This window comes from Brevibacterium sp. p3-SID960 (genome assembly GCF_025144725.1).
In the GTDB taxonomy this organism is placed as follows: domain Bacteria; phylum Actinomycetota; class Actinomycetes; order Actinomycetales; family Brevibacteriaceae; genus Brevibacterium.
The window spans coordinates 15,716-28,135 of the sequence record NZ_JALXKS010000013.1; the positions used below are offsets into that span (position 1 = coordinate 15,716).

Annotated in this window: 12 protein-coding genes; 8 read left to right on the top strand and 4 right to left on the bottom strand. The window is 68.7% G+C overall.

Annotation, left to right across the window (positions count from 1 at the left end):
* The first annotated feature begins 114 nt into the window (after positions 1-114).
* Entirely contained in the window at positions 115-645 is a 531-nt protein-coding gene (locus tag M3B11_RS05800; RefSeq protein WP_259875789.1) for an EamA family transporter, read from the top strand.
* Positions 646-1,140 carry a DMT family transporter gene (locus tag M3B11_RS05805; RefSeq protein WP_259875790.1) on the top strand — a complete coding sequence of 165 codons (495 nt, stop codon included), beginning with the start codon at positions 646-648 and terminating at the stop codon, positions 1,138-1,140.
* 9 nt (positions 1,141-1,149) lie between these two features.
* Here the strand turns inward: M3B11_RS05805 and M3B11_RS05810 are convergent, their stop codons facing one another.
* The 3 genes from M3B11_RS05810 to M3B11_RS05820 all read right to left on the bottom strand — a co-directional run bounded on the left by M3B11_RS05810 (position 1,150) and on the right by M3B11_RS05820 (position 6,424).
* Positions 1,150-2,340, bottom strand: coding sequence for an MFS transporter (locus M3B11_RS05810; protein ID WP_259875827.1), 1,191 nt, complete (start codon positions 2,338-2,340; stop codon positions 1,150-1,152).
* A 122-nt stretch (positions 2,341-2,462) separates the two neighbouring features.
* Entirely contained in the window at positions 2,463-4,139 is a 1,677-nt protein-coding gene (locus tag M3B11_RS05815; protein ID WP_259875791.1) for a DNA repair helicase XPB, read from the bottom strand.
* Positions 4,136-6,424 (bottom strand): helicase-associated domain-containing protein, encoded by a 2,289-nt coding sequence (locus tag M3B11_RS05820; RefSeq protein WP_259875792.1) that lies wholly within the window; start codon positions 6,422-6,424, stop codon positions 4,136-4,138. The genes M3B11_RS05815 and M3B11_RS05820 overlap by 4 nt, the downstream gene beginning before the upstream one ends.
* Before the next feature lie 103 nt (positions 6,425-6,527).
* Here M3B11_RS05820 and M3B11_RS05825 point away from each other — a divergent pair, with 103 nt between their 5' ends.
* The 5 genes from M3B11_RS05825 (at position 6,528) to M3B11_RS05845 (ending at position 10,385) form a co-directional block, all read left to right on the top strand.
* On the top strand, positions 6,528-6,794 hold the full coding sequence (locus M3B11_RS05825; protein ID WP_259875793.1) for a hypothetical protein: 267 nt from the start codon (positions 6,528-6,530) through the stop codon (positions 6,792-6,794).
* A 187-nt stretch (positions 6,795-6,981) separates the two neighbouring features.
* Positions 6,982-7,350: a cold-shock protein gene (locus M3B11_RS05830; protein ID WP_259875794.1), complete on the top strand. Its 369-nt coding sequence runs from the start codon at positions 6,982-6,984 to the stop codon at positions 7,348-7,350.
* Complete coding sequence (locus M3B11_RS05835; RefSeq protein ID WP_259875795.1) at positions 7,350-8,489, top strand: DUF3027 domain-containing protein; 1,140 nt, start codon at positions 7,350-7,352, stop codon at positions 8,487-8,489. The genes M3B11_RS05830 and M3B11_RS05835 overlap by 1 nt, the downstream gene beginning before the upstream one ends.
* On the top strand, positions 8,486-9,751 hold the full coding sequence (locus M3B11_RS05840; protein ID WP_259875796.1) for an MFS transporter: 1,266 nt from the start codon (positions 8,486-8,488) through the stop codon (positions 9,749-9,751). Before M3B11_RS05835 ends, M3B11_RS05840 begins: the two co-directional genes overlap by 4 nt.
* A 133-nt stretch (positions 9,752-9,884) precedes the next feature.
* Positions 9,885-10,385: a DUF456 domain-containing protein gene (locus tag M3B11_RS05845; RefSeq protein WP_259875797.1), complete on the top strand. Its 501-nt coding sequence runs from the start codon at positions 9,885-9,887 to the stop codon at positions 10,383-10,385.
* A gap of 126 nt (positions 10,386-10,511) precedes the next feature.
* On the opposite strand, the gene serC is transcribed toward M3B11_RS05845, so the two are convergent.
* Positions 10,512-11,648 (bottom strand): phosphoserine transaminase, encoded by a 1,137-nt coding sequence (serC, locus tag M3B11_RS05850; RefSeq protein ID WP_259875798.1) that lies wholly within the window; start codon positions 11,646-11,648, stop codon positions 10,512-10,514.
* 63 nt (positions 11,649-11,711) lie between these two features.
* Between serC and pdxH the strand changes: the two genes are divergently transcribed.
* Entirely contained in the window at positions 11,712-12,410 is a 699-nt protein-coding gene (pdxH, locus tag M3B11_RS05855) for a pyridoxamine 5'-phosphate oxidase (RefSeq protein WP_259875799.1), read from the top strand.
* The last annotated feature ends 10 nt before the right edge of the window (positions 12,411-12,420 follow it).

Genomic DNA, 12,420 nt, shown 5'->3' on the forward strand with positions numbered 1-12,420 from the left:
TCGCATTGACTCATGACATCAGCCTGCTGTTGACTTGAAGATATGCGAGTGCGTCATGAGTAAAAGGAAAGACACTCGTGACGCGCCACTCAGTTCCACGTGGGGAGGGAAACCGTGAATCGTCAGGCTGTCTCAGGCCTTGTGCTCATCCTGCTGTCCGCCTTCTGCTACGCCGCCGCCGCGCCGATCGGCAAGGTCATGTATGCCGGCGGCTGGACCCCGGAGGTCGTCGTGTTCCTCCGCGTCCTCGGCACCGGTCTCGTCCTCCTCATCCCCACGCTCATCGCCATGCACGGCCGCTGGCACGCGTTCGCCCGCTGGCAGACCTGGCGCGACGTCATCACCTTCGGGGTCGTGTCCGTCGCCGGAGTCCAGCTGCTGTTCTTCATGTCGGTCGAGCACCTCGACGTCGCCATCGCACTGCTGCTGGAGATGACCGCCCCGCTCATGATCGTCGTGTGGGTGTGGCTGCGCAGCCGCATCCGCCCCAGCTCACTGACCTTCGTCGGCATGGGGCTGGCGATGTTCGGCCTGGCCTTCATCCTCGACCCGCGCGGCGCCCAGCTCCACCTCGGCTCGGTGCTGCTGGCCCTCGGTGCAGCCGTCTGCCTGGCGTGCTACTTCCTCGACTCGGCCAAGGCTTAGATGCCGGTTCCGCCGATCGCACTCGTCGGCTTCGGCATGTTCGTCGCAGCTGCCGCCGTCGGCACGTATGCCTTCGCCGGTCCGCGCGCCCAGGAGCTGACCGCCGCGCCCATGTCGCTGGGCTCAGTGCCGGTCACCTGGTGGCAGGCGATCGCCCTCATCGTCTTCGTAACCGCCGGCGCCTACGTCACCGCCGCCTTCGGCATCCGCATGATCGGTGCGACGGTCGCCAGTTTCGTCAACCTCATCGAGGTGCCGTTCTCCGTCGTCATCGCCTGGGTCGTTCTCGCCGAACTTCCGGTCTACGCCCAGGCCGTCGGCGGCATGCTCCTGCTCGCCGGCGTCGTGTTCATCAAGATCGGCGAGAGCCGCACTGCTGCCCGCGAAGTCGTCGTCTCCGATGTGCCGGCCGCTACGCTTCCTGTCATCGAATGTGTCGCCGTTCCCGAGGCGCTGCGCGCCCGCAGTGCCGCCGCCGAGGCAGTCGGCGCCTGACCCGCTGGCTCAGCCTTCGGAGTCGTTGCGATCGGCTGGCCGCTGCGGATCACCCAGATACCGGTTGACCACCGGGATCCAGGACACGGCAACGCCGAGCAGAACCGCTGCGATCCCTGCAGACGCCAGCGGCGCGCTGGCGTCTGCAGCTGCGCCGATGATCGGGTTCACGGCGATCCCGACAAGACTGCCGAATGAGCTGGCGATATTGAGCACGGTCGCCCGCCGTACTTTCGGTATCACCTGATTCGCGACAGCCAGAGTGATCGGGCCGCGAGCGTGCATGCCGATGACAACGAGGAAGAAACCGCCGACGCCGCAGAGGGCGTGGGGCATCGCCATGAGGCCGAACCCTGCAGCCCCGCACGCCATCGCCAGCAGCAGGGCGCGCTTCCTGCCGATCGACGCCTCGATCCAGCCAGCCCAGTGGTTGTAGAAGGCCGCAGTCAGCTGGGCGCCTGCGACGATGAACCCCCACGTGGCCACCGGGACGCCGGAGGCAGCGAAAAGCGGCTGATTCAAAGTAAAGACTGCATTGAACAGCACGAAGCACGCGCCGGAGGCCGCAACCACATGCAGAAGGATCGGGGTGGAGAAGAGCAGGACAACCCCCTGCCGCAGCTGCTGCAGCGAGGACTCGCTCTCACCCGTCGGAGAACTCGTGCCCATCGGCTGTGCTGGCAGGAGCCCTGTGGCGAGAGCGCCTATTGAGGCTGCGACTGCGGTGGCGATCGCTGGCCAGGCGATATCAATCGCGGCGAGGAGGCCGCCACAGGCCGAAGCGATGACACCGGCGACCAACTCCAGCGAACTGAGGTGCCCCCAGACTCCGACGCTTCTGTTTTCAGCCGCAGCGCCGAGTGCGTCATAGACATAGGCATCTAATGCTCCGGTGAGTATGGCGATGGCCATGCCGCTGAGAGCGAAGGAGACGCTGAAGCTCAGATGCGATTGCGCGAATGCGAACAAGGTCTCGGCGACAGCGTTGAAACCGAACCCGGCGATGATCACCCATTTGCGGTCGATGCGATCGGCGATGATGCCGCTGGGCACCTCCGCGACGAGGATGCTGGCACCGAGGATCGTCTCGAAGATGAAGACGTCTGAGAGAGACTGGCCCCGGCTCAAAAGGAACAGCGCACTGACCGGGACGTAGAAGCCCAGGCCGCTGGCAACAGTCGCCAGGGCGATGGGAAGCAGGTGGGGATTTCCCCAGACGTCAGTCCAGGGTGAGCGGTTCTATCGCATCACGACTCCATCGTCTTCGGTGGTCTTTCCCTTACGATACATGCCAGCCGACGTCCCCGGCTCACCGGCCATCCTCACCGTCCGAGCTGCTCGGCGTTGAGGATCGTGTAACTGTATCCCTGCTCGGTGAGGAACCGGCGCCGGTGTGCGCCGAAGTGCTCGTCGACGGTCGAGGCCGCCACGACCGTATAGAAGGTCGCAGCTTCAGCATGCGGCTTGGGCCTGAGGATCCTCCCGAGGCGCTGGGCCTCTTCCTGCCGGGAGCCGAAGGAGCCGGAGACCTGGATGGCGACCGAGGCCTCGGGCAGGTCGACCGAGAAGTTCGCGACCTTCGAGACGACGAGCACCGAGATGTCCCCGGCGCGGAACTGCGAGAACAGCTCCGTGCGCTCCTTCACCGGTGTCCTGCCTGTCAGCACAGGTGCGCCGAGGGCCTCGCCGAGCTCTTCGAGCTGGTCGAGGTACTGGCCGATGACGAGCACCTGCTGGCCGGCGTGCTGGGCGGCGATCTTTCTGACCACCGGAATCTTCGCATCTGAAGCCGCCGCCAGCCGGTAGCGGTCCTCCCCATCGGCGTGTGCGTAGGCGCGCCGGGTGCCGGTATCGAGGCGCACGCGCACCTCGTAGCAGTGGGCCTCGGCGATGTAACCGGCGGCTTCGATCTCCTTCCACGGCGCCTCGAACTGCTTGGGCCCGATGAGGGAGAAGACCTCCTCCTCCCGTCCGTCCTCGCGCACGAGCGTGGCGGTGAGTCCGAGCCTGCGGCGGGCCTGCAGCCCTGCGGTGAGCCGGAACACCGGGGCCGGCAGCAGATGCACTTCGTCGTAGATCACCAGGCCCCAATCGCGAGCATCGAGCAGCTCCAGGTGGAGGTAGGAGCCCTTCCTGCGGGTGGTGAGGACTTGGTAGGTCGCGATGGTGATCGGCCGGATCTCCTTGACCGAACCGGAGTATTCGCCGATCTCGTCGGCGGTCAGGGTGGTGCGCCTGAGCAGCTCGGCTTTCCACTGCTTGGCTGCCACCGAATTCGTCACGAGGATGAGTGTCGTCGTGCCGACGGCGGCCATCGTGGCCGCCCCGACGACCGTCTTGCCCGCCCCGCACGGCAGCACCACGACCCCGGACTCCCCGTGGGTGAACGCATCGACGGCCCGCTGCTGGTAATCGCGCAGATGCCACCGTTGGCCCTCGCCCGAGGCGCCGGCGCCGGTGTCCCCGGTGGTGGCCGACAGCCCGATCTCATGCTTCTCACCATCGACGTAGCCGGCGTGGTCGGAGACCGGGTGGTCAAGCCGCAGCAGCCGGTGCTTGAGCTCGCCGCGCTCCGAGGGGTGCACGCGCACCGTGTGCTCATCGATCCGGGTGCCCACCAGTGAGACGATCTCGGGATGTGCGATGAGCTCGCTCAGCAGATCCGCGTCCCGGCTGTGCAGGACGAGCCCGTGGATGGGGGACTGCTCGAGAGTGAGGACCCCGAAGCGCTCCATTGTTTCGACGATGTCGAGCAGCAGCTCGTGCGGGACCGGGTGCTTGGCGTATTGGAGCAGTGCGTCGATGACGGATTCGGGATCGTGGCCGCTGGCCCGAGCGTTCCACAGCCCGAGCGGGGTGATCGTGTACGTATGGATGAGCTCGGGCGTCTTGGCCAGCTGCGCGAACGGGGCGATTGCGATCGCCGCCTCGGCAGCCTCCGGGTGGGTCGATTCGAGCAGCACGGTGCGATCGACCTGGACGATGAGGGGGCCGTTCACAGGCTGTCCTTGTTGTCCGTGTCCTCGCTGCCCCTGTCCTCGCTGCCCGTGCCCGAGGTGGGGGTTCCTGAGGCGGGGGTGTCCGAGGCGAAGGTGGGTGTGGTGCCGCCGTCACCTGTGCCGGCGGGAGCGGCGGAGATGATGCGGGCGAGCCCGAAGGTCAGTTCGGTGTCGCGGGCCGGGCCGGTGCGGGCGCGCACCCGCCCGCCTGCCACCTGAACCGGGGCGATGCGCACCCGGCGCTGGGAGCCCTCGCGGCCGACGACGGTGAGGTCGACCTCGGTGCCGGTGGCGGCGGCTTCGCGCAGCACATCGGCGATCGTCGACGGTGAGTCGGTTTCCGGTTCCGCGCCGCCGGTGCGAAGCGATGCGATATAGGAGGCCAGCTGCGAATCGGGCACCCGGGTCGTGCGCCGGGCGGTGGCGGGCCGACGGGTGAGGCTGGCCGCGCGTGGGGCAGTGGGGTTCTCCGGTGCCGCTGCCATCGTCTGGTATTCGGCTGCTTCGAGCAGCATCGCCAACCGTTCGCGGGAGACGTTCGACACCGCCACCGTTGCGCTCATGCGGGTGAGCCCGGCCGGGACGAGAGCGGAGTCGGCGAGCATCGCGGCCAGTTCGGCTTCGTCGTCGACGACGATGACGCTGCGCGCGGCGGCGATCTGGATCCGGCCGAGCCGGCCGGCGGTTTCGGTGATGAGGAACTCCAGCGGCTGGGGCAGCGTGTCCTGCCCGGTGACCTCGCGCAGCCGGGCGGTGATGTCGTCAGCGCGCATCCCAGACTTCAGCGCATCGGCGATCGTCGTCTCGGTGAACCGGTACACGGTGCCCTGCCCGCGAGTGTCGACCTCAGCGAGCGCGGTAAGCGCGGCATGGACCTGCGGGGCCAGCGGCCCGGTGGCGATCGCCGTGAGATCGGACTGGACGACCACCTGCGTCTGCAGCTGAGGCAGGATCCCATCGACACGGGCGGGAATCGATTCGGGCACCGACACCGCAGTGATGTCGAAACCGGTGACCGCACGGGCGGCATCCATCGCCTCGGCCAGGTGAGCGGCGAGCATCCGGCCCAGCGCCGTGAGCGCGTGGGCGCGGCCGTCGGCCAGCGGGGTGCACAGCAGTCCGAGCAGCGCGGCCTCCTCGATGAGCCGAGTGAGTGTCGTCGTGCCGGCGGCGGCCAGCAGCGGGTGGCGCCACTGGGTGTGGGCGATGAGCAGCGCATCGGGCACCGCCAGGTGGGCGCCGGCATCAACGGTGACACCGCCGGCAGCAGTGTCACTGCCAGCAGCGGGCGCGCCTGCGGGATTGCCAGGCGGATCGGCAGTGGCCTCGTCTGCGGCGGCTGTCAGTTCCGCGAGGGTCAGCAGCATTGCCCAGCGGGCATGCGGCAGCGGCGGCTGCGATTGCGGGAACCCTGCATAGGCAGCCTTCCGGTGCAGACCTGCCGAAGCGGCCAGCGACTGCAGCCGGTCCCCGCGCTCGGTGCGGCCGGCCAGCACATGGGTCGTATCGACAGTGCCGGTCAGCCAGGTCTTAAGCAGCATCGCATAGACCTCGCTGCGCTCGGCGGCGAGCACCGTGTCGAAGGCCGCGGTCGGCAGCCAGCGGGGGTCGAGCTCGGTGCCGCCGATGCCCAGCAGCCCGGCGGCTGCGGCCAGCTCGGTGAGCATCACCGCATCGGCGAAGCTCACCCCAAGCGCCCGGGCGATGACCTGCATATCGCGTTTGCCCGCCCCGCCGCTGGTGAGCTGGGAGACCTCATGGGAGGTGAACGCATCGACAGCCGAGAGCACTCCGGACACCGTCGCCGAGGCGGCAGCCGCCTCGGCATTGGCAGCGATCGCCGCAGCGACCGGGAGGGTGTGCGAGGCCGGATCGGCAGGGGCGGTCGCTGCGACCCAGTCCGGGGGACTGCGCAGCTCAGCTGCCGAGGTCGGCAGCAGGCTCATCGTCTCCGCGTGGGTGCGATAGACATCGTCGCCTACAGGCCACAGCAGCCCGCGGGTCTGCAGCGTCTGAACCACCTCGGGCGCGGCCGCCAGCGCGGCCACCGGCACGGCAGGATCCACGCGGGTGGCGCATGCCGCGCGGTGCACGGCCTGCAGGGCCACTGTGTCAAGGGATTCGAGGCCGGTGGCCACCGCGCTGCGTGACCCGGCGGCTGCTGCGACATCGCGCAGCCGGGGCAGGTCGGTTCGCATGAGATCGCGGCGGGCGCGGCAGAAGGCGGCGAAGTCCGCATCGGAGAGCTCGCCCAGCCAGGCGGCGAAGGAGGTCAGCGTAGCCATCGAACCCAGTCTAGTACCGCCGGCCGCACCCGGCTCGGGCCTCGGCTACAATGGTCTGGCCAGCCGCAACAGGCCCGCCACGCAGCAGAAGGAGGTGGCCACGGTGAGCGCACACGCACAGAGCGCACAGACACAGACGGCACCGCCGCACAGGCGCGCCACCTCGCGAGCCGACACCGTGCTGACAGCAGCTGCGGTGGTCTTCTCGTTCATCGGGGTGCTTGCGATCGCGGTCGTGCTCGTCCAGGCCGCCATGCAGGCCAGACCCTCGGCGCTGATGACCTATACGGGAATGATCTGCTTGCCGATCGGGTTTGCAGGAATGTTGGCCGTGCTCATCCGCGCGACACTGCGCCGCCGCAGCAGCTGAGGCTGGCGCGCCGCGGCGCAGCTGCCCAGCCGCCCGACCCGCCCGCGCGACAGCCGCCCGGCACCCGCGGCTGACACCGCACACCGCGCCACCGGCCCAGCGGCCGCACCACGAACATTGAACTCAGAGCAATCCGCTTCTGCTGCGGCACGATCGCCGCGCGAAGCATCGTATGTGAAAGGACGCTATGCCCACCGGACGCGTGAAATGGTTCGACGAAGGCAAGGGATTCGGCTTCGTCACCGCCGATGACGGCGAACAGATCTTCCTCCACGGCTCCGCCCTGCCTGCCGAGGCACAGGTGCGCACCGGCACCCGGCTGGACTTCGACATCGTCGACGGCCGAAAGGGCAAGCAGGTGCTCAAAGCCCGCGTGCTCGACGCGCCGCGCAGAGTCCGCCGCGATCCGGAGAAGATGGTCGCCATGGTCGAAGACGTCATCCGCCTGCTCGATGACACCGCCGCCGGTCTGCGCCGCGGTCGGTACCCCGATTCGGCACATTCGCATAAGGTGGCAGAAGTGCTCCGCGCGATCGCCGATGACCTGGAGGGTTGATGTCGCACCTGTTCGATGCCTGGCTAGAGGACATGCGGGCCAGCCGCAGCCGCACAGGCGCCGCCCTGGCTGACTCCGGCGAGCCGGAAGCAGCCGGAGAGCCCGAGGCGGGGGCAGTCGAAGCCGCCCCAGCTGCCGATCCGCAGTCGCCTGAGACCGCCGCCGAGGTGCCGCGCGCCTCCCGCAGGCCGGCGAAGGTCGCCGACGACGCCCTCCTGCTCGCTGCGGTCGACACCGCCCGCGAAGCGATCGCTGAGGCTGCTGAGGCTGAGCACATCGGCGCTCACCTGTCAGCTGTCATGGAAGGCCAGCGCCTGGCCACCCACGCATTCGCCTGCACGATGCCCGGCTACCGCGGCTGGCACTGGATCGCGGTGCTCGCCCGCGCCCCGCGCTCGAAGAAGGTCACCGTCTGTGAGACTGCGCTGCTGCCCGGCGAGGACGCGCTCGTGGCTCCGCGCTGGGTGCCGTGGACCGAGCGTCTGCAGCCCGGTGACATGAGTGCCCGCGATGTGCTGCCGAAGGTGCTCGACGACCCGAACCTCGAGCAGGGCTTCGAGCAGGTCGGCGGTGAGGGCACCGGGCTGGGCCCTGAGGATGAGATCGACCAGATTCCGAATTTCGAATGGGGTCTGGGACGGCGCCGTGTGCTCTCCCGTGAGGGCATCGCCAATGCCGCGACCCGTTGGGAGAACTCCGACGCTGGGCCAGAGGGCGACTACGCCCGCCGGGCGTCTGCGCACTGCTCGACATGCGGCTACCTCATGCCGATGGCCGGGTCCCTGCGCACCAAGTTCGGTGTGTGCGCCAACGAGTGGTCGCCCTTCGACGGCCGCGTCGTCGCCCTCGACAACGGGTGCGGTGCGCACTCGGAGACCGACGAGCGGCGCAGGCCCGAGCCGATCCCCGACCCGGTCATCGACGACCTGGACGAGGACTTCGACATGGTCGCCACCACCAGCACCGAGCAGTCCGGCAGCAGCGAGACCAGCGGTGAGGACAAGGATCAGCCGGCCGCCGCCTCAGGAGCAGATCAGCCGGCCACTGCCTCGGGAGCAGATGCGGCGCACACCGCCTCGGGAGCGGACGCGGCCACCGCCGCCGAACCCGAACGCGAGGAGGCACACGCCAGCCGATGAGCTCGATGTTCCGGTCGCTGAGCGAGCCCAACTACCGCCGGTGGTTCTCGGGTGCGCTGGTGTCGAACACCGGAACGTGGATGCAGCGCACGGCGCAGGACTGGATCGTCCTCACGCAGCTGACCGACAACGACGCAACCGCCCTCGGCGTCTGCATGGCCCTGCAGCTGGGCCCGCAGCTCATCATGTTCCCCGTCGCCGGGGCGATCGCCGACAAGTTCCCCAAGCGCCGGCTGCTCATCCTCACCCAGGCGCTGCTCGGTGCCTGCGGGCTGCTGCTCTTCGCGCTGGCGATCACCCACCTGCTCGTGCTCTGGCACGTCTACGTCCTCGCCTTCGCCCTCGGCATGGTCGCCACGATCGACAACCCCGCCCGGCAGGCCTTCGTCTCCGAACTCGTCGGCGAGAAGCTGCTGCCCAACGCCGTCTCGCTCAACTCCGCGTCCTTCAACGGCGCGCGGATGTTCGGCCCGGCGATCGCCGGCGGACTGACCGCACTCATCGGTGCCGAACCGGTGTTCCTCATCTCCGGGCTCGGCTTCGCCGCCACGATCGGAGTGCTGCTGACCCTCGACCGGGCCCGTCTGCACTCGACGAGTACGCGGAAGATGGGCAGGCGCGGGGTGCTCGGTGGATTCACCTACATCCGGACCCGGGCCGACATCATCGTCGTGCTCACAATCCTCGGGATCGTCTCGACCTTCGGATTCAACTTCAGCGTCTACACCGCCACGATGGCGAAGATCGAGTTCCACCAGGACGCCGGCGGGTTCGGGCTGCTGTCCTCGGTCATGGCGATCGGCTCGGTCGCCGGAGCGCTGACGGCAGCCAAGCGGGAGAAGCCGCGGCTGCGGATGGTCTTCGGCGCTGCCGGCGGATTCGGGCTCGCCTGCCTTCTGGCGGCGATCGCCCCGAGCTATTGGGCGTTCGCCATCGTGCTCACCGGCGTCGGATTCTCCGCGATCACGATGATGACGTCTGCGAACGCCTACGTGCAGACGACCACTCCGGCCGGCTACCGCGGCCGGGTCATGGCGATCTACGCCGCTGTCGTCATGGGCGGCACCCCGATCGGCGCACCGGTCGCCGGCATCATCGCCGACCTTCTCGGCCCCCGGGCCTCGCTCGTCGTCGGCGGGCTCTCCGGAGTCATCGGCCTGTCCGTGGGGCTGGGCTGGATGATCTTCGCCAAGCACCTGCGCGTCCACCGCCCCCGCCGGCGCCGGCGCCTCATTCACCTCAGCTACGACGGCAAACCCTGAGATCCACCGCACCCGAGGTCTGCGGCCGTGAGCTGCCAGCCGGTACGGCGCGCCTGTCCGGGCCGGTGCCGGGTGGTGCTCGTACACTGAGTGCGCACCCTGTTCCTTTCCCACAACGTGAGGACACTTGGCAGTGAACGCAGAAATCATCACCACCGCGATCGTCGGACTGGCGATGCTCATCGGCTGCATCGGCATCATCGTGCCCGTGCTGCCCGGCTCCGTTCTCATCGCCGTCGCCGCGATCGTGTGGTCCGTCGTCATCGGCACGACCACCGGCTGGGTGACGCTGGCGGTCATCCTGCTGCTCGTGGGCATCGGCATGGCCGCCTCCTGGGTGCTGACCGGCCGGCGGCTCAAGGCCCGCCAGATTCCGAACTCCTCGCTGCTGATCGCCGCGGTCTGCGCGTTCATCGGCTTCTTCGTCATCCCGGTCGTCGGCTTGTTCGTCGGCTTCATCGCCGGTCTCTACCTCGCCGAATTCCGGCGGCTGAAGGACCCGAAGGACTCCTGGAAGTCGAGCTGGACGGCGATCAAGGCGCTGGGCATCGGCATCATCGTCGAGTTCTGCTGTGCGGCAGCCGCACTGACGACCTTCGTCGTCGTCAATGTCATTTCCTTCGTCAGCGCCTGAGTGCGAGCACCGAAACGGCCGGCCGCCCCGCAGGGTGACCGGCCGCTGTGCGATCTGAACGCTCAGGTGTGAAGGTCCAGGGCTGAAGGATCAGGTGTGAAAGTCCAGGGCTGAAGGCTCAGACGCTCACTGCTGCACGGCGGTGAGCACGAAGTCGATGCAGGCCAGCAGCGCTTTGACGTCTTCGGGCTCGACCGAGACGAAGGTGGCGATGCGAAGCTGGTTGCGGCCGAGCTTGCGATACGGCTCGACGTCGACGACGCCGTTGGCGCGCAGCATGTCGGCGACGACTGCCGCGTCGATGGAATCGTCGAGGTCGACCGTACACACGACAGCCGAACGGTCAGCCGGGTCGGTGACGAAGCAGGCGGCGACCTCGGAGTTCTCCGCCCACCGGTAGACGAGCTCCGATGACGTCCGGGTCCGCTCGGTCGCCCAGGCGAGCCCGCCGTTGCCGTTGATCCATTCGATCTGCTCGGCCAGCAGCAGCAGCGTGGTGACCGCCGGGGTGTTGTAGGTCTGGTCCTTGCGCGAATTCTCGATCGCGGTGACGAGGTCGAGGGAGGCGGGGATCCAGCGGCCGGAGCCCTTGATCTCATAGGCCCGCTCGATCGCGCGCGGGGACATGATCGCGATCCACAGGCCGCCATCGGAGCCCATGTTCTTCTGCGGGGCGAAGTAGTAGACGTCCGTCTCGCGGATGTCGACCGGCAGGCCGCCGGCACCCGAGGTCGCGTCGATGACGACGAGCGCATCATCTGCGATGCCTTCCGGGCGGCGGATCTCTGTGGCGACACCGGTGGAGGTCTCATTGTGCGGCCAGGCGTAGACGTCGGCACCGGACACCGCTTTGGGAACGGCGCCTGTGCCCGGCGCGGCGTCGAGGATCGCGGACTCAGCCAGGAACGGGGCTGTGGCAGTGGCCGTGGCGAACTTCGCGCCGAACTCACCGAACTGGGCGTGGGCGGCCTTCTCGCGCACGAGCCCGAACGCCGCGACGTCCCAGAACACGGTCGATCCGCCGTTGCCAAGCACCACCTCGTAGCCGGCGGGCAGGTCGAACAGCTCTGTCAGGCCGGTGCGGATACGGCCGACGAGCTTCTTGACCGGGGCCTTGCGGTGGGAGGTGCCGATCACCTCGCGCCCGGCCGCAGCCAGCGCCGTCAGCTGCGCATCGCGCACGCGGGCCGGCCCGGAGCCGAAGCGGCCATCGGCGGGCAGGAGTTCGGATGGGATCTTCACGGAATTCGGTGCATCATTCACCCCACCGATTCTACGACCCGCCAGCGACCGGCCGGGGACAGGGTCGCGGAGTAGGCTGGGCACATGACTTCCGAGACCCCCGAGACGCAGGCCGCCGGGCGCGAGGCGATCGCCGACCTGGCCCGCCGGCGCGTCGAATACGGCAGCGACCATCTCGACGAGGTCGCTGCCGACCCGCACACCCAGTTCCGCACCTGGTTCGCCAAGGCCGAAGACGCCGTGACCGAACCGAACGCAATGCTGCTGGCCACCGCAGACGACTCCGGCCCGGCCGCCCGGATCGTGCTGCTCAAAGGCTTCGACGCGGCAGGGTTCACCTTCTTCACCAACTACGACTCGGCCAAGGGGCGTCAGATCGCCGCCCAGCCGATCGTCGCGCTCACCTTCCCATGGCTGGAACTCCAGCGGCAGGTCCGCGTGCGCGGGATCGCCGAGCAGCTCCCTGCAGCCGACTCCGACGCCTACTTCGCCATGCGCCCGCGCGGCGCGCAGATCGGGGCGGTCGCCAGCCGCCAGTCGGCACCGGTCGCCAGCCGCGAGGAGATGCAGCAGGCCTACGACGCCGCAGCCGCAGACTGTGAGGGCACCGAGGTGACCCGCCCGCGCAACTGGGGCGGCTACCGCGTGCGCGCCTTCGAGATCGAGTTCTGGCAGGGCCGGGCGCACCGCTTCCACGACCGCTTCGTCTACATGAGCACCGACGGACAGCCCGCCGACCTCGCCACCGCAGCCGACTGGTCGATCACCCGCCTCAACCCCTGAGCCGGCCACC

Bases quoted from the DNA above. Each gene is read 5' to 3' on its own strand.
- M3B11_RS05820 (WP_259875792.1), bottom strand. From the start codon at position 6,424: ATGGCTACGCTGACCTCCTTCGCCGCCTGGCTGGGCGAGCTCTCCGAT.
- M3B11_RS05805 (WP_259875790.1), top strand. From the start codon at position 646: ATGCCGGTTCCGCCGATCGCACTCGTCGGCTTCGGCATGTTCGTCGCA.
- M3B11_RS05835 (WP_259875795.1), top strand. From the start codon at position 7,350: ATGTCGCACCTGTTCGATGCCTGGCTAGAGGACATGCGGGCCAGCCGC.
- M3B11_RS05840 (WP_259875796.1), top strand. From the start codon at position 8,486: ATGAGCTCGATGTTCCGGTCGCTGAGCGAGCCCAACTACCGCCGGTGG.
- pdxH (WP_259875799.1), top strand. From the start codon at position 11,712: ATGACTTCCGAGACCCCCGAGACGCAGGCCGCCGGGCGCGAGGCGATC.
- M3B11_RS05830 (WP_259875794.1), top strand. From the start codon at position 6,982: ATGCCCACCGGACGCGTGAAATGGTTCGACGAAGGCAAGGGATTCGGC.